Here is a 25548-nt window from a genome sequence, read left to right on the forward strand (position 1 = left end):
TAGTCTCCGTTGTATTTATATGAATGCCGGATGCGGCGGCCCGTCCGGCGCAGGAATGTTAGCGCAAACTTTGGAAATGGGAAATCGATTTCTGGGTGTTTACGGCCATTTTTATAGCTATCTTTGCACGCCCGTGAAGTGCTAAGATAGCGCAAACAAAAAATGATGGGGAATCGGGAGAATGTCTAAAACCAAACCAGAGTCCGTCCAGGAAGAGCTGGAACGCCGGGGCCAGCCGACGATGGCCGACGTCGCCAAGCTCGCGGGCGTGTCCGCCATGACGGTATCGCGCGTCATGAACGGCAAGGGTCTCGTGCGCGAAAGCACGCGCCGCAAGGTCGCGGAAGCCGTGGCGGCGTTGAACTACACGCCGAACCAGGAGGCGCGCAACCTCGCCGGCTCCAAGCCGATCCGCGTCGGCTTCTTGTACAGTAACCCGAGCGCGGCCTACCTGAGCGAGTTCCTCGTCGGCCTCCTGAGCCAGTCGGGCCTGAACAACGTCCAGCTGTTCGTGGAAAAATGCGAAGCGGGCGAGCATGAAGCGGAACAGACGCGCCGTCTCGTCGAGAACGGCCTGGACGGCATCATCCTGCCGCCGCCGCTGTGCGACAGCGAAGAGGTGCTCGCCGCCATCGCGGACGCGAACATCCCGGCCGTCGTCGTCGCGTGCGGCCTGCCGGACAGCCGCGTGGGCGCCGTCAGCATCGACGACTACGAAGCGGCGCACGCCATGGCGCGCCACCTGATCAACCTGGGCCATCACCGCATCGGCTTCGTCGTCGGCCATCCGAACCAGACCGCGAGCGCGCGCCGCCTCGAAGGCTATCGGGCGGCGATTGCGGAGCAGGGCGCGGACGCGTCCGAGGAACTCGTCGTGCAGGGCATGTTCACGTACCGCTCGGGCCTGGACGCGGCCGAACACCTGCTGGCGCTGGAAGAACGTCCGACCGCCATCTTTGCCAGCAACGACGACATGGCGGCAGCCTGCGTCGCCGTCGCGCACCGTCTCGGGCTCGACGTGCCGGGCGACCTCACCGTCACCGGCTTCGACGATACGGCGCTCGCCACCACGATCTGGCCGGAACTGACCACGGTGCGCCAGCCGATCGCCGGCATGGCGCGCGAGGCCGTGCAGTCGCTCGTGCGCCGCGTGCGTGCGCTGCGCGAAGGCGAGGAAGCCGATCCGGAACAGGTGCGCATGGAGTTCGAACTCGTGCGCCGCCAGTCCGACGCCGCCCCGCGTACCCGTCCTTCCGCACTGTTGCCGCTCTCGGCCGCCAAGCGCGCCGGCTGATCCCTCCTGGCCGCGGCATCCTGCCGCGGCCCGCTACGCGCGACGCATAAACTGTTCGCGCAAACATCCTGAATTCCCTCTTTTCCTGCCATTTCTGCCACTGCCTGCAGCCGTTGCGTCGCCTCTGCCGGACATCTTCCCAATAATTCATTGACAAGCGCCAAATTAGACGTTTAGACTGGAATGGTTGCGGTAACATTTTTGTTATTGGAATGTTGGGCAAAGACCTACCGCATGCCAGGCAGACTACACGCCGCCGACCATACGGCGGCACTTACAAAAACAAGCAGGAGACATAAGTCGATGGGTATCAAACGCAGAGAGTTTCTGGCCACCGTTGGGGGCGCGGCCGGCATGGCAGTCGTGCCCGGCGCGATGGCGGCCAAGGCCGTCAAGGGCGGCGCACCGGTCTACAAGCAGGCAAACGCGCCCGTCGCGTCCCGCGTGGAAGACCTGCTGGGCCGCATGACGGTCGATGAAAAGATCGCGCAGCTGCAATGCGTCTGGCTGACGAAAAAGGATCTGCAGAACGAAGACACGAGCTTCAACGCCGAGAAGGCGAGCCGCGTGCACCCGCACGGCATGGGCATGTTCGCGCGCCCGTCCGACCGCCAGATCGGCGCGGACAACAATGCCGGCAACTCGGGTGCCGTCGGCAACCGCGGTCCGAAGGAAACGGCGGAATACGTGAACGCCGTGCAGAAGTGGGCGCTGGAGAACACGCGCCTGGGCATCCCGGTCTTCATGCACGAGGAATCGCTGCACGGCTACGTGGCGCCGGAGGCAACCAGCTTCCCGCAGGCGATCGGCCTGGCGTCCTCGTTCGATCCGCAGATGGTCGAGCAGATCTTCTCGTTCGCCGCGAAGGAAATGCGTGCACGCGGCGCCAACCTGGCGCTGGCGCCCGTCGTCGACGTCGCGCGCGAGCCGCGCTGGGGCCGCATCGAAGAGACCTATGGCGAAGACCCGCACGTGTGCGGCGTGATGGGCAAGGCGGCCGTGCTGGGCTTTTCGGGCAATACGCTGCCGCTGGCGCAGGACAAGGTCTTCGCCACGCTGAAGCACATGACGGGCCACGGCCAGCCGGAGTCCGGCACCAACATCGGCCCCGCGAACGTGGGCGAACGCGCGCTGCGCGAAGACTTCTTCCCGCCGTTCGAGAAGATCATCAAGGAAACGAAGATCGCGGCCGTGATGCCGTCGTATAACGAGATCGACGGCGTCCCGTCGCATGCCAACCGCTGGCTGCTGACGGACGTGCTGCGCAAGGAATGGGGCTTCCAGGGCCTGACCGTGTCCGACTACATGGCGGTCGCGGAACTGGGCAGCCGCCACCACCTCGTCGGCTCCGTGAAGGAAGGCGGCCTGCGCGCATTCAAGGCCGGCGTCGACATCGAGACGCCGGATCCCGCCGGCTTCGCCGCGCTGAACGAACTGGTCAAGGAAGGCAAGATCACGACGAAGGAACTCGACGCCGTCGTGCGGCGCATCCTGCGCTGGAAATTCGACGCGGGCCTGTTCGAGAACCCGTACGCGGACGCCGCCCAGGCCGACGCGCGCACCGCCACGCCGGAAGCCATCGCCCTCGCGCGCAAGGCTGCCCAGCGCACCGCCGTCCTCCTCAAAAACGACAAAGGCCTGCTGCCGCTCGCGCCGAAGAAGGTCGGCAAGCTGCTGCTGGTCGGTACGCACGCGAAGGACACACCGATCGGCGGCTACTCCGACAAGCCGCGCCACGTCGTCTCCATCCACGAATCGCTGCAGAAGGAAGCGCAGGCGGGCGGCTTCACTCTGGACTATTCGGAAGGCGTGCGCCTGACGGAAGGCCACGTGTGGGGCCAGGACGAAATCGTCTGGACCAAGCCGGAAGTCAATGCGCGCCTGATCGCCGAGGCGGTGGAAGCCGCGAAGAAGGCCGACACCATCGTCATGGTCCTCGGTGACAACGAGCAGACGGCACGCGAGGCCTGGGCCGACAACCACCTGGGCGACCGCACCACGCTCGACCTGATCGGCCAGCAGAACGACCTGGCACGCGCCATCTTCGCGCTGAACAAGCCGACCGTCGTGCTGCTGCTGAACGGCCGTCCGCTGTCCGTGAACTACCTGGCCGAACGCGCCGACGCGCTGATGGAATGCTGGTACATGGGCCAGGAAACGGGCCACGCCGTCGCCGACCTGATCTTCGGTCGCGCCAACCCGGGCGGCAAACTGCCCGTGACGATCGCGCGCAACGTCGGCCAGCTGCCGATGTACTACAACCGCAAGCCGAGCAGCCGCCGCGGCTACATCGACGACACCACGACGCCGCTGTACCCGTTCGGCTACGGCCTGTCGTACACCCGCTTCGACATCTCCGCGCCGCGCCTCACGAAGGACCGGATGGGAGTCTCCGGCACGACCCAGGTACAAGTGGACGTGCAGAACACGGGCGCCGTGCGCGGCGACGAAGTCGTGCAGATGTACATCCGCGACGACGTCAGCTCCGTCACCCGTCCGCTGCTCGAACTGAAGGGCTTCCAGCGCGTCACCCTGGAGCCGGGCGAAAAGCGCACGGTCACCTTCGACATCAAACCGACCGACCTGTGGTTCTACAACGCCGACATGAAACGCGTCGTGGAGCCGGGGACGTTCACCATTTTCGCAGGACCGAACAGCGTCGACCTGAAGAAGGCAACGCTGACGGTGGCATAACCAAGAGAGACAAGACATGACAGCAATCCAAGCCAATCCGCTGCCGCAGGACCTCGACCAGGCTCTGATGGTCGGCCGCGTCTGGCGCAGCACCCCATCCGAAGGCCCGGCCGTGGTCGCCGTTCGTAACGGTCGTGTAATCGATATCACGCGCCACGCTCCGACCGTGTCCGAACTGCTCGAGCGCGACGACCTCGTCGCCATCGTGCGCGGCGCGGAAGGCGAGGACCTGGGCGACGTGAATGCGCTCGTCGCCGCCGCGCTGGCAGGCGACGAGGGTGCGCCGGTGCGCCTGCTGGCCCCGTGCGACCTGCAGGCGATCAAGGCGTGCGGCGTCACGTTCGCGGTCAGCCTGCTGGAACGCGTGATCGAAGAACAGGCCAAGGGCGATCCGGCCCGCGCGGCCGCGATGCGCCAGCAGCTGCAGGAAACCATCGGCACGAACCTGTCGGAATTGGAACCGGGCGGCGAGGCCGCGATGCGCCTGAAGGCCGACCTGTCGGCACGCGGCATGTGGTCGCAGTACATGGAAGTGGGCATCGGCCCGGACGCGGAAGTGTTCACCAAGTCGCAGCCGATGTCGGCGGTCGGCCATGGCGCCGCCGTCGGCCTGCACCCGTCGTCGCACTGGAACAACCCGGAGCCGGAAATCGTCCTGGCCGTGAACAGCCGCGCGCAAGTGGTCGGCGCCACGCTGGGCAACGACGTCAACCTGCGCGACATCGAAGGCCGCAGCGCGCTGCTGCTCGGCAAGGCGAAGGACAACAACGGTTCGTGCGCCATCGGCCCGTTCATCCGCCTGTTCGACGGCGACTTCAACATCGACACGCTGCGCAACGCGGAAGTCCGCATGCTGATCGAAGGCGTCGACGACAACTTCGAACTGGAAGGCAGCAGCTTCATGCGCGAGATCAGCCGCGACCCGCTGGACCTCGTGCGCCAGACCTGCGGCAAGCATCATCAATACCCCGACGGCTTCATGCTGTTCCTCGGCACGATGTTCTCGCCGATCAAGGACCGCGACGCGCAAGGCGGCGGCTTTACCCACCACGCGGGCGACCGCGTGAGCATCTCCACGCCGTCGCTGGGCACGCTGGTCAATACCGTCCAGCGCAGCGACCAGATCGCACCGTGGACCTTCGGCGTGCGCGCGCTGTACGCCAACCTGGCCCAACGCGGCCTGCTGTGAACTGAACATAACGAGAATTACATGTCTGAACAAAACCAAGCATTCGTCTACGCGACGTTCCCCGACCTCGCCGGCAAGCGCGTCGTCATCACCGGCGGCGGCAGCGGCATCGGCGCCGAGCTGACCACGGCCTTCGCCGGCCAGGGCGCCCGCGTCTACTTCCTCGACATCGCCGAGGAAGCCTCGCGTTCCCTGGAAGCGACGCTGGCCGGTTCGCGCATCGCGCCGAAGTTCATCAAGTGCGACCTGACCAACCTCGACGAGCTGAAGGCGACTTTCGCGCGCATCGAAGAGGAAGCGGGCGGCGTCGACATCCTGCTGAACAACGCGGCCAACGACGACCGCCACGACATCGAGAACGTGACGCCGGCATACTGGGAAAGCCGCATGAACGTGAACCTGCGCCACCAGTACTTCTGCGCACAGGCCGTCATTCCGGGCATGAAAGCGCGCAAGTACGGCGTGCTGCTGAACTTCGGTTCGATTTCGTGGCACCTGCCGCACACCCAGCTGGGCCTGTACATGATGGCGAAGGCCGCCATCGAAGGCATGACCCGCAACATGGCGCGCGAATTCGGCCCGCACGGCATCCGTGCCGTGACGGTCGTCCCGGGCGCCGTCGTCACGCCGCGCCAGAAGGCGCTGTGGCACAACCCGGATGAGGAAGCCCGCATCCTGGCCGGCCAGTGCATCCCCGAGCGCGTGGAGATGGAAGACGTCGCCGCGCTGGCGCTGTTCCTGGCGTCGAACAACGCGCGCCACATCAGCGGCCGCGAGTACTTCGTCGACGCGGGCTGGTACGGCGCATGAGTACCGCGATCGCCACGCAACCCACGCCGCTGTGGGAAGTCGGCGCGACGCTGGGCGAGGGCGTCCTGTGGGATGCCCCGAACGGCCAGGTCTGGTTCGTCGACATCAAAGGCAAGCGCCTGCACCGCTGCGCGGCGGACGGCAGCGCCAGGCAGAGCTGGGACGCGCCCGGCCAGGTGAGCTTCGTCGTGCGCGCCACGGACGGCGGCCTCGTCGTTTCGCTGGAGGACGGCCTGTACCGCTTCGTGGAAAGCACCGGCGAATTCGTGCCGTTCGTGAAGGTCGAGGCGGACGTCCCCGGCAACCGCTTCAACGACGGCCACGTGGATGCGCAGGGCCTGCTGTGGTTCGGCTCAATGGACGACGCGGAGGAGGCCCCGTCGGGTGTGCTGTACCGTTTCGACGGCAAGCACGTCGTGCGCATGGACGACGGCTACATCATCACGAACGGCCCGGCCGTGAGCCCGGACGGACGCACGCTGTATCACACCGACACGCTCGATAAACGGGTGTATGCTTTCGACCTGGCGGAAGACGGCAGCCTGTCGAACAAGCGCCTGTTCGCAGAGATCACGGACGGCGGCTGGCCGGACGGCATGGCGGTCGACGCCGAGGGTCACGTGTGGATCGCGGTGTTCCGCGGCTGGCGTATCGAGCGCCGCAATCCGCAAGGCGACAAGGTGGGCGAAGTGCGCTTCCCCTGCTCGAACATCACCAAGCTGGCTTTTGCCGGCGCCGACCTGCGCACCGTGTACGCGACGTCGGCGCGCAAGGGCCTGACGGCCGAGGAACTGGCCCAGCAGCCGCTCGCGGGCGCGCTGTTCACCTTCCGCGCCGAGACGGCCGGATTGCCGCACCACGTGCTGCGGCTGCAGGAGTAATACGGAATGACACAACAGAACAGCAAACCGAAGCGCTTCCGGTCGCAGGACTGGTTCGACAACGAAGAGCGCATCGACATGACCGCGCTCTACCTCGAGCGCTTCATGAACTATGGCATCACCCCTGAGGAACTCCGTTCGGGCAAGCCGATCATCGGCATCGCCCAGAGCGGCAGCGACATCTCGCCGTGCAACCGCATCCACCTGGACCTGGCCAAGCGCGTGCGCGACGGCATCCGCGATGCCGGCGGCATCCCGATGGAATTCCCGCTGCATCCGATCTTCGAGAACTGCCGCCGCCCGACCGCGGCGCTGGACCGCAACCTGGCCTACCTGGGCCTCGTCGAGATCCTGCATGGCTATCCGATCGACGCCGTCGTGCTGACGACCGGCTGCGACAAGACGACGCCGGCCCAGCTGATGGCCGCCGCCACCGTCGACATCCCCGCGATCGTGCTGTCGGGCGGTCCGATGCTGGACGGCTGGTTCGAAGGTGAACTGGTCGGCTCCGGCGCCGCGATCTGGAAGGGCCGCCGTCGCCTCGCCGCGGGCGAGATCGACGAAAAGAAATTCATCGACATCGCGACCGCATCGGCCCCGTCGGCCGGCCACTGCAACACGATGGGCACCGCATCGACGATGAACGCCATCGCGGAAGCGCTGGGCATGTCGCTGACCGGTTGCTCGGCCATTCCGGCGCCGTACCGCGAACGCGGCCAGATGGCGTATGAAACCGGCAAGCGCATCGTCGGCATGGCGTTCGAAGACCTGCGTCCGTCGCAGATCCTGTCGCGCGACGCCTTCATCGACGCCATCGTCGTCAACGCCGCGATCGGCGGTTCCAGCAACGCGCAGCCGCACATCGTGGCGATGGCGCGTCACGCCGGCGTCGAGATCACGCCCGAAGACTGGATGGAATACGGCTACGACGTCCCACTGCTGCTGAACATGCAGCCGGCCGGCAAATACCTCGGCGAGCGTTACCACCGCGCCGGCGGCACGCCCGCCATCATGTGGGAGCTGGAGCAGAAAGGCCTGCTGCGTTCGAAGCGCCAGACCGTCACCGGCAAGACGATGGCCGAGAACCTCGTCGGCCGCGAGAGCCATGACCGCGAAATGATCACCCCGTTCGACCAGCCGCTGAAGCAGAAGGCCGGCTTCATGGTCCTGAAGGGCAACCTGTTCGACTTCGCGATCATGAAGACGAGCGTGATCTCGGACGCCTTCCGCCAGCGCTACCTGTCGACGCCGGGTTCGGAAAACGCGTTCGAGTGCAAGGTCGTCGTGTTCGACGGTTCGGACGATTACCACCACCGCATCAACGATCCGGCACTCGGCATCGACGAGAACACGATGCTCGTGATCCGCGGTTCCGGTCCGGTGGGCTGGCCGGGTTCGGCGGAAGTCGTCAACATGCAACCGCCCGATGCACTGATCAAGAAGGGCATCAACGCGCTACCGACGCTGGGCGACGGCCGCCAGTCCGGCACGTCGGACAGCCCGTCGATCCTGAATGCGTCGCCGGAAAGCGCGGCGGGCGGCAACCTGGCGCTGCTGCGCACGGGCGACCGCGTGCGCGTGGACCTGAACACGGGCAGCTGCAACGTGCTGATCCCGGACGAGGAACTGGAAGCGCGCCGCAAGGATGCGCCGCCGCCGATCCCGCCGAACCAGACGCCGTGGCAGCAGATCTACCGCGCGACCGTCGGCCAGCTGCACACGGGTGCCGTGATGGAGATGGCGCTGCAGTATCGCGACGTCGGCCACGACATGCCGCGTCATAACCACTGATCGTCCTGAACCCGACGAGGGCCCGTTCGCGGGCCTTTTTTTATGCCCGAACCAAAGATGCACGCTACCATGATCCGTATTTGCCGGGTGCTCGTCCTGGCGCTTTCCTGTGTCGCCTCCGTCCAGGCGGCACCCCGTACCGTCACCGCGCTGGACGACGGCTGGCAGTTCGCCAAGGGTGCGCCAAGCGGCTGGACGACCGTCGCGCTGCCCCACACGTTCAACGCGGACGACGGCACGTCGCCCAACTTCTATCGCGGCGCGGGCTGGTACCGGCGCACGATCACCGTCGGACGCTCGAATGCGGGCCGCACGTACCTGGAATTCGACGGCGCCGCGCTGTCGACGGACGTCTGGCTGAACGGCACGCGCATCGGCCGCCACGAAGGCGGTTTCGCGCGCTTCCGTTTCGACGTCACGGATCACCTGCGGCCCGGCGCCAACGCGTTGCTGGTCCGCGTCGACAACACGCGCCAGCCGGATGTGGCGCCGCTGGGCGGCGACTATACGCTGTACGGCGGCCTGTATCGGCACGTACGCCTCGTGGCGACGGACGACGTGCACATCGACATGCTCGATGCGGGCGGACCGGGCGTGTATTTCAGTACGCCGCAGGCGGACCGCCCGCACTGGCGCGCGCGCGTGGCCAACGACCGTGCGCGGCCGGAGAACGTCGTGGTGACGGCCCGGCTGCGCGATGCAGGCGGCAAGGTCGTGGCGACGGCGCAGCGGTCCGTCGCGCTGCCCGCGCGCGCCGTGGTGCCGGTCGAGCTGGATGCGGTGCTGGCGAACCCGCACCTGTGGCAGGGCGTCGAGGATCCGTATTTGTACACGAGCGAGGTGACGGTGGCCCGTGCGGGCGCGGTTCTCGACCGCGTGGACAACGAGGTCGGCATCCGGACCGTGCAACTCGACCCGGACCGCGGCCTGCTGCTGAACGGCCGCCCGTACCGCGTGCACGGCGTGAACGTGCACCTGACGTACGTGCCGGGCAAGGGCGTCGCGGTGGACGATGCCGACATCGACGACGACTACCGCATCCTGTCCGAGCTGGGCGTCACGGGCCTGCGCTTTGCCCACTACCAGCACAACGAACACAGTTACGCGCTGTCGGACCGCAAGGGCTTCCTTGTCTGGACCGAGCTGCCGCTGACGTCGGAAGTGAACGGGAGCGATGCGTACGCGGCCAATGCGGCGCAGCAGGCGCGCGAACTCGTGCGCCAGAATTTCAACCATCCGTCCGTATTCGTGTGGGGGCTCGGGAACGAGATCTACAAGGTCGACGAGGTGAGCGGCCGCGTGCTGGACGCCATGCAGAAGCTCGTGCACGCGGAGGATGCGAGCCGGCCGACCGCGTACGCGAACTGCTGCGCGCCCATCGACGGGCCGCAGGCGATGCACACGGACGCCGTCGGGTCCAACGTCTATTTCGGCTGGTACGACAAGGAATTCGCGGATCTGGCCCCGTTCCTCGCGGCTAACCATGCGAAGCGGCCGCGCACGCCGAAGTCGCTGAGCGAATACGGCGCCGGCGGCAGCGCGCTGCACCAGGAAGACCCGGTGCGCCGGCCGGTGGCGCCCAGCCGCTGGCATCCGGAGCAATACCAGGCGCTGTACCACGAGGCGGCCTGGCGCCAGATCGAGGCGGCGCCGTGGCTGTGGGCGAGCTATGTGTGGACGGGATTCGATTTCGCGTCCGCCGGGCGCAACGAGGGCGATGCGCGGGGCGTCAACGACAAGGGCCTTGTCAGCATGGACCGCAAGGTGCGCAAGGATGCGTATTACTGGTACCAGGCCAACTGGTCGAAGCAGCCGATGGTGTACATCACGTCGCGGCGCGCGGTGAAGCGGACCGCGGCGCAGGTGGAAGTGAAGGTGTACAGCAACCAGCCGGCGGCGTGGCTGCGGGTGAATGGCACCGACCAGGGCGAGCGGGCCGTCGAAGGCCATATCGCCCGGTGGCCGGTGCGGTTGGCGCCGGGGACGAACCGGATCGAGGTGCAGGCCGGCGCCGTCCAGGACAGCGTCGAATGGCACCTCGAACCGTGATGTGACTTACTTCGCGACCTGCAGGGTCCCGTCCACCATGCGCGTGAGCCCCAGCGGATTCTCGTCGCGCAGCGCTTCCGGCAGCAGGTCCGCCGGCACGTCCTGGTAGCACACCGGACGCAGGAAACGCTCGATGGCCGTCGCGCCCACCGACGTGGTGCGGCTGTCCGACGTGGCCGGGAACGGGCCGCCGTGCACCATCGAGTGGGACACTTCGACGCCGGTCGGGAAACCGTTGAACAGGATGCGGCCGGCTTTGCGTTCCAGCGTCGGCATCAGCTGCGCGGCCAGTTCGCGGTCGGCGGCCGTCGCGTGGATCGTGGCCGTCAGCTGGCCTTCCACGTGGCGCGTCACCTCCAGCAGCTCGGCTTCGTCCTTGCACACGACGATCAGCGAGCTCGGTCCGAAGATCTCTTCTTCCAGCGCGCTGTTCGACAGGAACGTGGCCGCATCCGTCTGGTACAGCGCGGCCTGCGCGGCGCAGCCGCAGCCGTCCGAGCTGCCCTGGGCGATGAGTTCCACGCCGGCGAGACCGGAGCGGCGCGCGATCGCGTCGACGTACGCCTGGTGGATGCCCGCGGTGAGCATCGTGCCCGCGCCCTTGGCGGCCAGCGCTTCCGTGACGGCCCTCCGGAACACGTCGAGCTCAGGGCCGGCGAGGGCGATCACGAGGCCCGGGTTGGTGCAGAACTGGCCCGTGCCCATCGTGAGCGAATCGACGAAGCCTTGCGCCAGCTTGGCGCCGCCCGCGGCCAGGGCGCCCGGCAGCAGGTAGAACGGATTGATGCTGCTCATTTCGGCGTAGACCGGGATCGGTTCCTTGCGGGCCTGCGCCGCATTGACGAGCGCGAGGCCGCCATTGCGGGAGCCCGTGAAGCCGACGGCCTTGATGACGGGGTGCTGGACGAGCGCGAGGCCGATCTCGAAGCCGGTGCCGATCAGCATGGAGAAGGTCCCTTCCGGCATGCCGCAGTCTTCGACGGCCTGGCGGATCGCCTTGCCGACCAGTTCCGACGTGCCCAGGTGCGCGTTATGGGCTTTCACGACGACGGGGCAGCCGGCCGCCAGCGCGGACGCGGTGTCGCCGCCGGCGACGGAGAACGCGAGCGGGAAGTTCGACGCACCGAACACGGCGACGGGGCCGAGGCCGATCTTGCGCATGCGCAGGTCGGATCGCGGCGGCGTGCGCTGGGGCAGGGCGGAGTCCAGCGTCGCTTCCATGAAGTGGCCGTCGCGGACGACCTTCGCGAACAGGCGCAGCTGGTTGCAGGTGCGCGCGCGCTCGCCTTCCAGGCGGGCCGTCGGCAGGCCGGATTCGGCGGAGGCACGCTCGATCAGGGCCGGGCCCAGGTCCATGATGCGGTCGGCGATGGTTTCCAGGAAGCGGGCGCGCTGCTCGAGCGGCTGGTTGCGGTAGGCGTCGAACGCCTGTTCCGCCAACAGGCAGGCGGCGGCAAGGTCGTCCATGCCGGCGGCGCCGAATTCGGGTTCCATCTCGGCGCGCGTCGACGGATTGTAGGCGCGCAGCGTGCCGGCGCTGCCGCGCACGGCCTGCTTGCCGATGATCATTTCGCCTTGGATGTTCATGAGTGCTCCTTGTTGAAAATAAAACGCCGCCGCGACCCGTGAAGGCCGCGGCGGCGGTGGGCAGGAATCGATCAGCGATTGTATCGAATCATGCGGATTTCCGTTCGATCAGAACGAGTACTGGGCCAGCAGCGTGTAACGCGGACCGCTCATGAACACCTGGCGGGTGAAGTTGCCAGCGTGCTGCTCCATGATCTGACGCGTGTACGAGTTGGTCAGGTTCGTCGCTTCCAGGCCGACGCGGAACTTGTCCGTGAAGTCGTAGAAGATCGAACCGTCCAGCTGGCCGTACGGTGCCTGGTACAGCGGCAGGCCGAATGCCTGGTCGTTGTTCGTCGTCGGGATCAGGAACTTCGCCGGATCCGCCGCCGGGTTCGTGTTCAGGCCGTTGTTGCCGCGGCTGCCCCACTGGGTCACGCCCAGCAGGTAACGCGAACGCCAGTTGTACGCGAGGCGCATCGACAGGCCGTGCTGTTCGTACATGACCGCGAAGTTGATCGTGTGACGCGACAGGCCCTGCAGCGGGGTCTTGCCGAATGCACGACCGTCGGTATCGCAGCCGTTGATGAACAGGTTGTAGTTCGAACCCGCATCGTTACCCGAGCACCATGCTTCGAACACCGGATTCTTCAGCGTGCGCTCGCTCGACACGTAGGTCCAGCTTGCCTGGGTACCGATACCCTTCAGCCAGTCGGGCACGAAGTCGTAGTACTGCTGGTGCGCGATCTCGAAGCCGCGGGCGAAGCCGTTGGCGCCGTTGACCGGACCCGTGACCACGAACGTCTGCGGCTTGCCGTTGACGTCGTTCCTCGTGTACGCGTAGTTCTGCGTCGTGATGATGTCCTTGATGTCCTTGTTGAACGCCGAGAACGTCAGCGAACCGGCCTTGGCGAAGTACCATTCCGCCGTCAGGTCGACGTTGGTCGACGTGGTCGGCTTCAGCATCGCGTTGCCGTCGCTGTTGCCGGACAGGCTGGTGCCGTTGAAGATGACCTGGGTCGTCTTGCCGGACGCGTCGCGGATCGTCGTCTGGTTCGGCGACGAGTTCAGCGTCGTCTGCACCTGCAGCTGGTTGAAGTCCGGACGCGACATGGACTTGGCCACGGCGAAGCGGAACTGCAGCTGGTCGCTGTACTTCAGGCGCAGGTTCAGGCTCGGCAGCCAGTTGTGGTACGAGTTGCTGGCCGACTGGGCTGCCGCGAACGGCGCGATGTTGACCAGCGTGTCCGCGCCGGTGACGGGGGCATCGGTCGGGATGTTGACGGTCGGCGGGCTGTACGAGACGTAGCCGCTGCCCGAGCCGTTCGTCTTCACGTAACGGATGCCGATGTTACCGTCGATCGGGTACTTCAGGTCGTCGAAGCCGAAGCGCAGCTGCGTGTACGCGGCGCGGGTCTTCTCGCTCTGCGTGTTGGTCGCTGCCGGATCGTTGAAGGTCGCTGCCTTCCACGGATCGCAGGTCGAACCCTGCTCCTTGCACAGCACGTCGTGGTAGGCGTGGATCTTCGCCCATTCGTTCGGGAAGCCGCGCACCACGGATTCGTCGGCGAACAGCATCGGCGGCAGGTTGTATTTGCCGTCGAAGAAGTTGTCGATCTTCTGCAGCGAGGCGCCGCCGGCGAAGCGCGGGTCACCCAGGCGGGCAACGTGCGGGATCTGCCAGCCTTCCATCCACGGGAACGTGATGGCCTGCCAGTTGTAGAACTTCTGGGCCTTGTGGTTCTCGCCGTCGCGGTTGGCCATGCGGAAGCCGAAGCGGACGTCGCGCAGCACCGGGTGGTCGAACGCGTACTTGAAGTCGGTCTTCCATGCCTTCTGGGTCGCCGTGGCGTGGTCCAGCGCTTCCTGGGTGTAGGCCCAGTAGTAGTTGTTCGGGTCGGCCATGTAGGCTGCCGAGCCGAGGGTAATCTGCGGGACGTCGCCGCGCATGTCCATCTGCTGGTTCGGCATGATGAAGCCGGTCGACACGTCGGCGTCGAAGCCTTCGGTCGTCGAGCGCACGTGCTGGAAGTCGTTGGTCCAGGTCAGGCTCGGCGTGACGCGCCATTGCAGGTTCAGCGAGGTGTCGCGGGTGCTGGATTCACGCGAGTTGATGCGCTGCGAGCTGTTGAACGGCGAACCGCCGTACGTCGGGTTCGAGATCGTACCGCTCTGGAACACGCCGTTGCTGTTGAAGACCGAGTCCTGGCTCGCGACCTGCTGGTACCACTTGTCCTCGGACGAACCGACGACGTGCTCGTCGAGGTCTTCCTTGTACTTCGTCTTGAAGTAGGTGAGGGCGGCCGTGAAGTCGCGGTTCGGACGCCACTGGAAGGCGGCGTAGTCGCCGCGGCGGGTACGCTCGAAGTCCTGCGAACGGTAGCCGACGCCCAGCGGGATCCACTGGGTCTTCGAGCGGTCGTACAGGGCCGGATTCGTGGAGTTCACGTGCGGGTAGTACACGTCGACGCCGACGCCGTCGGAACGGGTCGGGCTCTTCGCATGCGCGAAGTCGACCAGGGCGCCGAATTCGCCGAACGTGTCCGACTTCCAGCGGTTCGACAGCAGGACCGTGCCGGTGGGGGACGGCGCGCCCTTGCGCAGGGTCGAATAGGTTTCCGACACGCCGAGAGTGCCCTTGAAGCCCTTGTAGTCGAACGGCATGGCCGTGCGCAGGTTCACGAGGCCGGCGACGGCGCCTTCGATCTGTTCCGCGGACGGGTTCTTGTAGACGTCGACGCCGGCCATCAGCTCCGGTGCAACGTCGGCGAAGCCGAGCGAGCGGCCGCCGCCGGCCGAGAATGCGTCGCGGCCGTTGACTTCCGAACGCACGTAGGTCAGGCCGCGGACGGACACGCCCGAGCCTTCGACGGACTGGCGGTTCGGGTCGCCCGCCATGTTGCGGTCGATGGTGACGCCGGCGATACGCTGCAGCACCTCGGTGACCGAACGGTCCGGCAGCTTGCCGATGTCTTCGGCGACGATCGAATCGACGACTTCGTCGGCATCCTGCTTGAGTTTTTGCGCCGACTGCAGTGCGGCGCGCTGGCCGCTGACCACGACGACGGCGGCGCCGCTGGCGGGGTCGGTCGTGCCGGTGGTTTGTGCCCATGCTGCGGCGCTGGAAAGGACGGCTACGTGCGCAACCGCTGCCGCAATCGCGGTCTTTTGGAAATTCCTCATTGTCTCCCCCGATGATCAGGTAGTGTTGTTATAACAAGCTCTAACAAATCCAGTGTGAATGTGAGACTTAACACTGGTTGTTATACGCTACCATAAATTTTTTATTTCTTGCTACTCCGTTGTCAGTTTTGTGACAACGCAACGTTTCTTTTTTCCGACAGTGGAGGCAAAGAGACCGTTGCCAGGACCTCGCCCCCGTATGCTGGCCAGCCGGGAGAGCGCTGGGCCGGAAGCGCGCGAGGCCCCGTCTTACCTGTGAACACTGCCGTTTTCGAGAGTGCGCTCGCGTTCGCGTGCGTCATCTGAGCCCGGCTGCAAGCTCACCAGACGATGTTATACGCAATCGATTTCATGACTGCCAAAAAAATCTTCTTGTGCGTGTGAGAAATACAACAAGTGTGTCATGTCAGCGCTACCTTTTCACAACGTTTCGCACAGTTTCAGGGTGTAGCGACTAAACACGCTAAACACCGGGATGAGGAGCGCTACCATTTGTTAGCGCGAACATTCGCCTTGCGCACCCCACATCGGTTCGCTTAGCATAGCGGCGATTAACACCATAAAAACATTGCCGGAGACACATGCGCACCTCGCTCGCCCGCCAGACCGCTGCCGCGCTGGCCTTTCTCGCTTTCGCCGGCAATGCCATGCTGGCGCCCGTCCCGGCGCAGGCCGCCGGCCACTACAAGCACTTCAAGACCGCGATCTATATTCCGGTGAACGTCACGCAGAGCCTCGTCGACCCGCAGGTCTTCGAGCACCAATTCGCGCGTGCCATGAGCCAGGTCCCGTTCGACAAGGTCTATATCGAAGGCTACCGCGACAACCACTTTGCCAGCGACGCCGAGATCGAGGCCGTGAAGCGCCAGTTCCAGGCGAAGGGCATCGAGGTGGCGGGCGGCGTCACGCTCGCGGCGGGCGGTTTCGACGGCCAGTTCATGACCTTCGACTACGAGTCGCCGAAAGACCGCGACACGTGCAAGCGCGCGATGGCACTGATGGCGCGCCATTTCGACCACGTGATCCTCGACGACTTCACGTTCTACACGTCGAAGTCGGACGCCGACATCAAGGCGAAGGGCGCACGCACGTGGACGGACTACCGCCTCGCCACGATGCGCAAGGTGTCGAAAGACCTGATCATCGACCCGGCGCGCGCCGTCAACAAAAACGTCAAGATCGTCATCAAGTACCCGAACTGGTACGAGCATTTCGAAGGCCTGGGCTTCGACCTCGCGCAGCAGCCCGACATGTTCGACGGGATCTATGCGGGCACCGAGACGCGCGACCCGGTCATCACCGACCAGTTGCTGCAGCAGTACGAGTCGTACAACATCATCCGCTATTACGAGACGCTCCGTAAGGACGGCAAGAACGGCGGCGGCTGGGTCGACACCTATTCGATCCGCTACATCGACCGTTACGCGGAACAGCTGTGGGACACGATGCTTGCGAAGGCGCCCGAGATCACGCTGTTCAACTGGCACCCGGCCGCGCAGGACACGCCGGCCGAAGCGGGCGAGCGTCCGTGGGCGGGGACGCCCACGACGTTCGACTGGGACCGCATCGTGGCCGACTGGAAGGCGGCGAACCCGGACGCGACAGCGCCGCCGGGCTGGGGTCTGGCCGCGGGCGCCGCGTTGAAGCAGATCGACGCCGTACTCGACCAGCTGGGCAATCCGACCGGCATCCCGACCTACCGTCCGGCCAACTCGTCGTCGGCCGAGGACTTCCTGCCCAACTACCTGGGCAACGTCGGCATCCCGATCGCACTGACGGCGCGCTTCCCGCGGGACGCGCAGACGATCCTGCTGACGCAGGCATCGGCCGCGGACCCCGATGTGCTGAACAAGGTGAAGCGCCAGCTGGAGGCGGGGAAGGTCGTGTTCGTGACGTCCGGCTTCGTCAAGGCGACGCAGGATCCGAAGCGCAAGGACCGCGGCTTCCAGGACCTGCTCGAGGTCTATGCGACCGGCAACCAGGTGCTGCTGAACGACTACTACAACGGCTATGGCGCGGGCAACGGCGAATCGCTGCGCGACGATCCGAAGGTGGCACCGCGCGACGTGCTGTTCCCCGAGCTGCACTACTTCACGAACGACGCGTGGCCCATCATCCGCGGCGTCGCGGGCGCACGCGGCTTCCCGGTGCTGCTGATGAACCGCTATTCGAAGGGCGTGCTCTACGTCCTGTCCATTCCCAGCAATATCGGCGACCTGTATAGTATGCCGCCGGGCGTGATGAACAGCGTGAAGAAATACCTGATGGCCGACACGCCCGTACGCATCGAGGCGCCGGCCGGCGTGAGCCTGTTCACTTACGATAACGGCGCCTACGTCATCCAGTCGTTCCGCGACACCGCGACGACAGTGAAGGTCGTGAAGCACGGGCCGACCGATGCGGTGAGCGAGGTGGTGATCCCGCCGCACAGCTTCCGTGTCTACAAGGGCTAAACAGGTGTATGTACGCATGATGGAGACGGCATGATGAAGTCGATGAAGCTGGCCCCCGCGGTCGCATTGGCGGTCGCGCTGTTGGCCGGCCGCGTGGAGGCGCAGCAGGTGCCGTACGTATGGGACAGCGTCGCGATCGGCGGCGGCGGCTTCGTCACGGCCGTCGTGCCCAGCCGCGCCGCGCCCGGCGTCGCCTATGCGCGCACGGACGTGGGCGGCGCGTACCGCTGGGATCCGCGCGCACGCCGCTGGCATCCACTGCTCGACTGGGTGGCGGAAGACCAGACGGGTTACCTCGGCATCGATTCGCTCGCGGTCGACCCGCGCGATGCCGACAACATCTGGCTGCTCGCCGGTATCGCCTACCTGAACGGCGGCCGCACCGCGATCCTGCATTCGACGGACGCGGGCAAGACCTTTTCCGTCGTCGACGTCACGAACCAGTTCAAGACCCACGGCAACGGCATGGGCCGCCAGGATGGCGAGCGCCTCGCCGTCGATCCGGGCAACAGCAAGCTGCTGTACGTCGGCACGCGCCGCGACGGCCTGTTCAAGAGCGCCGACGCGGGCCGCACGTGGACCCGCGTGACGGCGCTGCCGGTAATGGCCACGCCGAACGACGTCGGCATCGATGTCGTCGTGCCGGACCCCGCCAGCGTGAAGGATGGGCAGGCGCGCCGCGTGTTCGTGGGCGTGTCGCGTTTCGGCGCCGTCGGTGCGAACCTGTACCGCAGCGACGACGGCGGCGCGACGTTCGAACCCGTGGCCGGTGCGCCGCTCGACCTGATGCCGCAGCGCGCCATCCTCGACGGGGCAGGGAACCTCATCGTCACGTTCGCGAACGGCGCCGGCCCGCATCCGGATCGCACGGGCCGCGAGCCGATGGACCGCGGCCAGATCTGGAGATACGCGATCGCGAGCGGCGTGTGGACGAACATCACGCCCGCCGGCTGGACGCGCCCGTTCGCCGGCATCAGCGTCGATCCGAAAAATCCGCAGCGCCTCGTCGCGTCGACCATCAATACGTTCCTGCCGCAGGGCGACGCGAAGGGCGACCGCATCTTCCTGTCGAATGACGGCGGCGCCTCGTGGACCGACGTGATCGGCCGGGGGTTCGTGCGCGACGCGGCCGGGGTGCCCTGGCTGAAAGGTCACTCGATCCATTGGGCCGGTTCCGTCGAATTCGACCCGGCCGACACGCATGCCGTCTGGGTCACGTCCGGCAACGGCGTGTTCCGCACGGCGAACATCGATGCGTCGCCCGCCACGTGGACGTTCACCGTCGACGGGCTGGAAGAGACGGTCCCGCTGGGCTTCGCCAGTATTCCCGGCGGTCCGCTCGTTTCCGCCATCGGGGACATCGACGGCTACCTGCACGACGATCCGTCGCGCCACGGTCGCATCCACGATCCGCAGATCGGCACGACGACGGGCCTCGCCTACGCTCCAAAGGATCCGCGCACGATGGTACGCGTGGGCGACAGCATGCTCGTCACGCACGACGGCGGCGCCACGTGGAAGAAGACGGCGGCCATCAACGGCAAGCGCGGACAGGTCGCGATATCGGCCGACGGCGCCGTGATCCTGCACGCACCCGAGAAGGCGCAAGAGGCCTGGCGCTCGGGCGATGGCGGCACGACGTGGACTGCCGTGGCGGGTCTCGCGAAGGCCAACCTGCGCCCGGTGGGCGACCCGGTCGACGCGAAGGTGTTCTACGCGTACGACGATACGGCGCTTCTCGTCAGCACCGACGGCGGCGCCTCGTTCGCGCCACGCGCGAGCCTGCCCGCGGGCGGGTCGCGCCTCGTGCGGGTTGCGCCGGGGCGGGGCGGGGACGTGTGGGTCGCGCTGAAGAACGGCGGTCTCGTACGCTCCGTCGACGGCGGCACCCACTTCGCGGCGCTGGACGCCGTGCGCTATTGCGGCGCAGTCGGCTTCGGCAAGGCGGCGCCCGGACACGACTACCCGGCGGTCTACATCTGGGGCGACGTGAAGGGCGTGCGCGGCATCCATCGCTCCATCGACGGCGGCGCCACCTGGACCCGCATCAACGACGACGCCCACCAGTACGGCGGACCGGGCGACGGCCAGTTCATCGTGGGCGACATGAACCGCTACGGCGTCGTCTACATGAGCACGGCCGGTCGCGGCATCGTGTACGGCAAACCTGCCGCCGCCAACTGATCAACGCTTCCTGACAGCGATTTTTATGGCCCTTCTTTGTAATCGATTTCATCCGTTGATGTTCGCGCTGGCCCTGGCCGGCGCCGTCTCCACTGCGGTAGCGGCACAGGACCTCGTGCTGCGCTACGACCGCCCGGCCCAGGACAATGACCAGGGCTGGGAAAAGGAAGCGCTCCCGATCGGCAACGGCCGCATCGGCGCGATGGTGTTCGGCGGCCTCGCGCGCGAACACCTGCAGTTCAACGACATCACCTTGTGGTCGGGCGACGCGAAGGAGACGGGTACCTATCAGCCGTTCGGCGACGTCGTCGTCGACCTGCCGGGGCACGACTGGGATGCGCGGGACTACCGCCGCACGCTGGACCTGGCGCATGCCGTCCACGCCGTCACGTACACGCACGGCGGCGTGCATTATCGCCGCGAGGCGTGGGCCAGCCACCCGGCGCAGGTACTCGTGCTGCGCCTGACGGCCGACAAGCCGGGCCAGTACTCGGGGTCGATCGCGCTGTCCGACCGCCACGGCGCGCATCTCGCGTCCAGCAAGGATACCCTGTACGCGACGGGCACGCTGGCCGGCTGGACGCTGCCGAACGAAGCGCCGACGGCCAATACGCTGGACTACGCGAGCCAGGCGAGGATCGTGAACGAGGGCGGCAAGGTGGCCGTCGAGAACGGCCGCATCGTGTTCACGGGCTGCGATGCGCTGACCGTGATCGTGGGCGCCGGCACGAGCTATGTAGCCGACGCGGCGAAGCACTTCCGGGGCGAGCATCCGCTGGCGCGCGTGACGGCACAGGTGGCGAAAGCAGCCGCACGTCCCGCCGACCAGCTGCGCGCAGAGCATGAGCGCGACGTGGCAAGCCTGCTGGGCCGCGTCCAGCTCGACCTGGGCGCGACCGCGCCGGACCGCAAGGCGCTGCCGACGGACGCGCGTGTACTGGCATACACGAAGGACGGCAACGACCCGGAACTGGAAGCGCAGTACTTCCAGTATGGCCGCTACCTGCTGGCGTCCAGCTCGCGCGGGTCGCTCCCGGCCAACCTGCAGGGCCTGTGGAACAACAGTCTCACGCCGCCGTGGCGCTCGGACTACCACACGAACATCAACGTCCAGATGAATTACTGGCCGGCCGAGGTGACGAACCTGTCCGAGATGGCCAAGCCGTTCTTCGGCTTCGTGACGAGCGTGGCGCCCGTGTGGCGCCAGGCGACGGCGGCGGAGTTCAAGACTAAAGAGGGCAGACCGGTGCGCGGCTGGACGCTGCGCACGGAATCGAATCCCTTCGGCGGCATGAGCTACACGTGGAACAAGACGGGCAACGCCTGGTATGCCCAGCACTTCTGGGAACACTACGCGTTCACGCAGGATAAAACGTTCCTGCGCGACGTCGCGTACCCGATGATGAAGGAGGCGAGCGCGTTCTGGCAGGACTATCTGAAGGAACTGCCGGACGGCCGGCTCGTCGCGCCGCAGGGCTGGTCGCCCGAGCACGGCCCCATCGAGGACGGCGTCACGTACGACCAGGAGATCGTCTGGGACCTGTTCAACAACACGGTGGAAGCGGCGGACGTCCTCGGCGTCGACAAGCCCCTGCGCGACAAACTCGCCCGCATGCGCGATCGCCTGGCGGCGCCGAAGGTCGGCAGCTGGGGCCAGCTGCTCGAGTGGCTCGACGAGAAGAAGGATCCGGTGCTGGATACGCCGGGCGACACGCATCGCCATGTCTCGCACCTGTTCGCGCTGTTCCCGGGGCGCCAGATCAGCCCCGCGCGCACGCCGGCGCTGTCCGCCGCCGCGAAGCGCACGCTGGAAGCCCGCGGCGACGCGGGCACCGGGTGGTCGATGGCGTGGAAGATGGCGTTCTGGGCCCGCCTCTACGACGGCGACCACGCCTACAAAATGTTGCGCGGGGTGCTGGCGAGCCCGGGCGCGCGCGCGGCCCAGCAGGCCAGCGCCGGCTCGGAACAACTGAATGGCGGCGGCACGTATCCGAACCTGCTGGACGCGCATCCGCCGTTCCAGATCGACGGCAATTTCGGCGCGACGGCCGGCATCGCGGAGATGCTGCTGCAGTCGCAGGCGGGCGCGATCCAGCTGCTGCCCGCGCTGCCGTCCGCGTGGCCGGACGGCGAAGTGAAAGGCCTGCGTGCGCGCGGCGGATTCGAGGTGGACCTGCGCTGGACGCGCGGCCGCCTCGTCGATGCCGTCGTGCGCAGGGTAGCAGGCAGCGGTGCCGCGAACGTGCGCTATGGCGAGCGCACCGTCGCGGTGAAGCTGCGTCCGGGCGAGAGCGTGCGCCTGGATGCGGCACGGTTTTGAGGAGTTCAGAGGCAGACCCCGGGAGGTCGTCTCTTTGCAGTAAAGGGCACCGTCATTCGATGGGCCCTGTTGTCAGCCAAAGGAGATGTAGATGTATCAATTGAAGAAAACAGCCATCGCCGTGGCCGTAACGCATGTCGCGTTGCTGGCCGGCGGCATGGCGGTCGCGCAGGAGGCCCAGCCGGCCGGCGGCAGCAATGTCGTCGTCGTCACGGGCCAGCGCGCCGCGCTGAATTCGGCGCAGGCGCTCAAGCGCGATTCCGACGAGATCGTCGATTCGATCGTCGCGGACGATATCGGCAAGCTGCCGGACCGTTCGATCACGGAAGTGCTGCAGCGCGTGGTCGGCGTCACCATCGACCGCACGATGTCGAAGGGCGACCCGGAACACTATTCGGTGGAAGGCTCGGGCGTCACCATCCGCGGCCTGTCGTACACGCGTTCGGAATTGAACGGCCGCGATTCGTTCTCGGCCAACGGCGGCCGCTCGCTCAACTTCGAAGACGTCCCGCCCGAGCTGATGGCCGGCGTCGATATCTATAAAAACCCGTCGGCGGAACAGATCGAAGGCGCCATCGGCGGCCTCGTGAACCTGCGCACGGCGATGCCGTTCGACTTCAAGGGCCGCAAGCTGGCCGCGTCGCTGCAGAACACGTACTCGGAACTGAAGAAGGGCAAGCGCCAGCCGTCCGGTTCGTTCATGTTCTCGGACCGCTGGAAGACGGGCTTCGGCGAGATCGGCGCCCTGGTCGACTACGCGTACTCGGAAAGCGGCACCCGCACCGACGCGTTCCAGGTCGAGCCGTATTACCAGCGCAGCGACGTCGTCGCCGGCCAGAACGTGTGGGTGCCGAAAGGCTCGCAGTACCGCACGCTGAACTTCGACCGCAAGCGCCAGGGCCTCTACGGCGCGCTGCAGTGGAAGAAGGATGCGACCCTGCAGTCCTCGCTCACGTACTTCAAGTCGAAGTACCGCATGCAGTGGGACGAGCAGGCGATCTTCTCGTCCGCCAGCCCGTACAACATCGGCGTCACCAACGGCACGTACGGCACCAACGGCCAGCTGCTGACCGGCACCCTGACCGACGCCACCGACAAGGGCATCGACTTCGGCGCCGACACCCGCGCCGCCAACCGCAAGTCGCAGACAACGGATATCTCCTGGCACCTGACCTGGCGTCCGACCAGCGCGTGGCAGTTCGACACCGACCTGCAGCGCGTGCGCGCGACGAGCAACAGCTTCGACTCGACCGTCGCCACGGCCGTCAAGATGCCGTATGAGAACGTGGACCTGTCCGGCTCCGTGCCGAAGCTGACGTTCGACCAGTACCAGACCAGCTACCTGGCCAATCCGGCGAACTACTACTGGGCGTTCACGCAGGAGCACTTCGACGACAGCCATGCCGGCGAATGGGCGTGGAAGACGGATGCGAAATACACGTTCGACCATCCGGTCCTGCGCGACGTCCGTTTCGGCATGCGTTTGACGAAGGCCGATTCGACGACGACGAACTCGAACCCGAGCTACAACTGGGCGGCCATCACCCAGCCGTGGCAGTCGGACACGGGCGGCCAGCTCGCGTACCTGGGCGATCCGCGCTTCTCGAACCAGACGCAGGTCCACCAGTTCACGAACTTCTTCAACAATAACACCGCGGTCCCGGCCCTCGTGTTCCCGAACGTGGCGCTGGCCACGGGCTACCCGGGCAGCTATGCGACGCTGCACAGCTACCACGACATCCTGTGCCAGCAGGCGAACCAGGCGAACGGCACGAGCAACCCGTGCACGCCGTGGTCGCCCGCGACGTTCGGCACCGACCCGGCAGGCACGAACGACCTGTCCGAGCGCACCGGCGCGTTCTACACGCAGCTGCGCTTCGGCTTCGACGACCTGAAGTACCCGATCGACGGCAACATCGGCGTGCGCTACGTGCAGACGCTGCTGAAGGCGCACGGCTACACGGTGTTCAACCCGAACGTCACGCAGCCGGCCCAGGGCACGACGGTCATCGGTCCGGAAATCCCGAACATCGCCGCGTTCTCGACGCGCCAGGACTTCGACAATCACTACCACAACGTGTTGCCGAGCCTGAACCTGCGCATGAAGGCGACCGACAAGCTGCAGTTCCGCTTCGCGGCCGCAATGGGCATCTCGAAACCGGATTATTCGCAGCTGCAAAGCTACACGACCCTGTCGGAAAACGTCGACCAGACCACGACGGGCAACGTCGTCACCGTCAACAACGTCGGCCTGACGGGTACCGGCACCGGCAATCCGAAGCTCAAGCCGGTGCAGTCGCGCCAGGTCGACCTGTCGGCGGAATGGTATTTCGCGCCGGCCGGTTCGCTGACGGTGGCCGTCTTCAACAAGCAGCTGAAGGACATCATCATCAACCAGTCCTACGGCTACAACGTGGCCGGCGTGACCGGTACGCCGTACACGTTCACGGTCACGGGTCCGGTCAACGGCGCGCGCGGTCGTGCGCGCGGCGCGGAGATCGCGTACCAGCAGTACTTCGACAAGCTGCCGGGCTGGATGTCGGGATTTGGCGTCCAGGCCAACTACACGTACGTGGACAGCAAGGAAGACCTGTACCATCCGGTCAACTCGGCGTTCTGCTCGGGCAGCTCGAACGGCGCGGATAACCTGAACCTGAACCAGAACGGCTGCGACACCAACGGCGCGACGTTCGGCAACCTGCCGCTGCAGAACCTGTCGAAGAACGCCTACAACCTGGCCCTGCTGTACGACAAGGGCAAGGTCTCGGCACGCCTGGCATGGGCCTGGCGTTCGAAGGCACTGCAGAACGTGAACGTCAACGGCACCAACGGCACGGACGGCCGCCGCGTCGATCCGGCGACCGGCGCCACGCAGACGGTCGCGTGGGCATTGCCGACGTGGTCGGACAGCTATGGCCAACTGGACGGTTCATTCTTCTACAATATCAATGAGCAGCTGTCGCTCGGCGTGGAAGCGCAGAACCTGACCAACTCGAAGTACCGACAGCTGATGCAGCAGTCGATCGGCATGATGACCCGCGCGGTCTTCGTGTCCGGCCGCCGCTACACGGCGTCACTGCGCTACTCGTTCTAAGCGCATCACGGCGGGCGGCCAGCTGGCCGCCCGCTTTTAA

Annotated in this window: 13 protein-coding genes; 11 read left to right on the forward strand and 2 right to left on the reverse strand. The window is 66.3% G+C overall.

The window, feature by feature from the left end; genetic code table 11:
- Positions 1-181 precede the first annotated feature (181 nt).
- From P0M04_RS24795 to P0M04_RS24825, 7 genes are all read left to right on the forward strand, one after another.
- Positions 182-1294 (forward strand): LacI family DNA-binding transcriptional regulator, encoded by a 1113-nt coding sequence (locus tag P0M04_RS24795; RefSeq protein WP_259452189.1) that lies wholly within the window; start codon positions 182-184, stop codon positions 1292-1294.
- Positions 1295-1597: 303 nt separating this feature from the next.
- Complete coding sequence (locus P0M04_RS24800) at positions 1598-3988, forward strand: glycoside hydrolase family 3 N-terminal domain-containing protein (protein ID WP_259452190.1); 2391 nt, start codon at positions 1598-1600, stop codon at positions 3986-3988.
- A 16-nt stretch (positions 3989-4004) separates the two neighbouring features.
- Positions 4005-5177, forward strand: coding sequence for a fumarylacetoacetate hydrolase family protein (locus P0M04_RS24805; protein ID WP_259452191.1), 1173 nt, complete (start codon positions 4005-4007; stop codon positions 5175-5177).
- A 21-nt stretch (positions 5178-5198) separates the two neighbouring features.
- A complete protein-coding gene (gene xylB, locus P0M04_RS24810; protein ID WP_259452192.1) occupies positions 5199-5987 on the forward strand; it encodes a D-xylose 1-dehydrogenase in 789 nt (262 codons plus the stop codon).
- A complete protein-coding gene (locus P0M04_RS24815) occupies positions 5984-6868 on the forward strand; it encodes an SMP-30/gluconolactonase/LRE family protein (protein WP_259452193.1) in 885 nt (294 codons plus the stop codon). The genes xylB and P0M04_RS24815 overlap by 4 nt, the downstream gene beginning before the upstream one ends.
- A gap of 6 nt (positions 6869-6874) precedes the next feature.
- On the forward strand, positions 6875-8659 hold the full coding sequence (locus tag P0M04_RS24820) for an IlvD/Edd family dehydratase (protein WP_259452194.1): 1785 nt from the start codon (positions 6875-6877) through the stop codon (positions 8657-8659).
- A 57-nt stretch (positions 8660-8716) separates the two neighbouring features.
- The gene (locus tag P0M04_RS24825) at positions 8717-10708 is read left to right on the forward strand and encodes a glycoside hydrolase family 2 protein (protein ID WP_259452195.1); all 1992 of its coding nucleotides are present in this window, start codon (positions 8717-8719) and stop codon (positions 10706-10708) included.
- Positions 10709-10714: 6 nt separating this feature from the next.
- Here the strand turns inward: P0M04_RS24825 and P0M04_RS24830 are convergent, their stop codons facing one another.
- Together P0M04_RS24830 and P0M04_RS24835 are read right to left on the reverse strand one after the other, a co-directional pair.
- The gene (locus P0M04_RS24830) at positions 10715-12295 is read right to left on the reverse strand and encodes an aldehyde dehydrogenase (NADP(+)) (RefSeq protein WP_259452196.1); all 1581 of its coding nucleotides are present in this window, start codon (positions 12293-12295) and stop codon (positions 10715-10717) included.
- Between the two features lie 108 nt (positions 12296-12403).
- Positions 12404-15457, reverse strand: a complete 3054-nt coding sequence (locus tag P0M04_RS24835; RefSeq protein ID WP_259452197.1) for a TonB-dependent receptor — start codon at positions 15455-15457, stop codon at positions 12404-12406.
- Between the two features lie 581 nt (positions 15458-16038).
- On the opposite strand from P0M04_RS24835, the gene P0M04_RS24840 reads away from it, so the two are divergent.
- The 4 genes from P0M04_RS24840 (at position 16039) to P0M04_RS24855 (ending at position 25508) form a co-directional block, all read left to right on the forward strand.
- On the forward strand, positions 16039-17910 hold the full coding sequence (locus P0M04_RS24840) for a putative glycosyl hydrolase (RefSeq protein WP_259452198.1): 1872 nt from the start codon (positions 16039-16041) through the stop codon (positions 17908-17910).
- 30 nt (positions 17911-17940) lie between these two features.
- Positions 17941-20094 (forward strand): sialidase family protein, encoded by a 2154-nt coding sequence (locus P0M04_RS24845; protein ID WP_259452199.1) that lies wholly within the window; start codon positions 17941-17943, stop codon positions 20092-20094.
- 58 nt (positions 20095-20152) lie between these two features.
- Positions 20153-22414: a glycoside hydrolase family 95 protein gene (locus tag P0M04_RS24850; RefSeq protein ID WP_259452200.1), complete on the forward strand. Its 2262-nt coding sequence runs from the start codon at positions 20153-20155 to the stop codon at positions 22412-22414.
- 91 nt (positions 22415-22505) lie between these two features.
- The gene (locus P0M04_RS24855) at positions 22506-25508 is read left to right on the forward strand and encodes a TonB-dependent receptor (protein ID WP_259452201.1); all 3003 of its coding nucleotides are present in this window, start codon (positions 22506-22508) and stop codon (positions 25506-25508) included.
- Positions 25509-25548: the final 40 nt, after the last annotated feature.

It is taken from the genome of Telluria mixta (assembly GCF_029223865.1).
GTDB lineage: Bacteria > Pseudomonadota > Gammaproteobacteria > Burkholderiales > Burkholderiaceae_D > Telluria > Telluria mixta.

Excerpts from the sequence above, each read along its gene's own strand:
- P0M04_RS24820 (WP_259452194.1), top strand. The coding sequence starts at position 6,875 with ATGACACAACAGAACAGCAAACCGAAGCGCTTCCGGTCGCAGGACTGG.
- P0M04_RS24800 (WP_259452190.1), top strand. The coding sequence starts at position 1,598 with ATGGGTATCAAACGCAGAGAGTTTCTGGCCACCGTTGGGGGCGCGGCC.
- P0M04_RS24850 (WP_259452200.1), top strand. The coding sequence starts at position 20,153 with ATGTTCGCGCTGGCCCTGGCCGGCGCCGTCTCCACTGCGGTAGCGGCA.
- P0M04_RS24835 (WP_259452197.1), bottom strand. The coding sequence starts at position 15,457 with ATGAGGAATTTCCAAAAGACCGCGATTGCGGCAGCGGTTGCGCACGTA.
- P0M04_RS24815 (WP_259452193.1), top strand. The coding sequence starts at position 5,984 with ATGAGTACCGCGATCGCCACGCAACCCACGCCGCTGTGGGAAGTCGGC.
- P0M04_RS24795 (WP_259452189.1), top strand. The coding sequence starts at position 182 with ATGTCTAAAACCAAACCAGAGTCCGTCCAGGAAGAGCTGGAACGCCGG.
- P0M04_RS24830 (WP_259452196.1), bottom strand. The coding sequence starts at position 12,295 with ATGAACATCCAAGGCGAAATGATCATCGGCAAGCAGGCCGTGCGCGGC.
- P0M04_RS24805 (WP_259452191.1), top strand. The coding sequence starts at position 4,005 with ATGACAGCAATCCAAGCCAATCCGCTGCCGCAGGACCTCGACCAGGCT.
- P0M04_RS24825 (WP_259452195.1), top strand. The coding sequence starts at position 8,717 with ATGCACGCTACCATGATCCGTATTTGCCGGGTGCTCGTCCTGGCGCTT.
- xylB (WP_259452192.1), top strand. The coding sequence starts at position 5,199 with ATGTCTGAACAAAACCAAGCATTCGTCTACGCGACGTTCCCCGACCTC.
- P0M04_RS24840 (WP_259452198.1), top strand. The coding sequence starts at position 16,039 with ATGCGCACCTCGCTCGCCCGCCAGACCGCTGCCGCGCTGGCCTTTCTC.
- P0M04_RS24855 (WP_259452201.1), top strand. The coding sequence starts at position 22,506 with ATGTATCAATTGAAGAAAACAGCCATCGCCGTGGCCGTAACGCATGTC.
- P0M04_RS24845 (WP_259452199.1), top strand. The coding sequence starts at position 17,941 with ATGATGAAGTCGATGAAGCTGGCCCCCGCGGTCGCATTGGCGGTCGCG.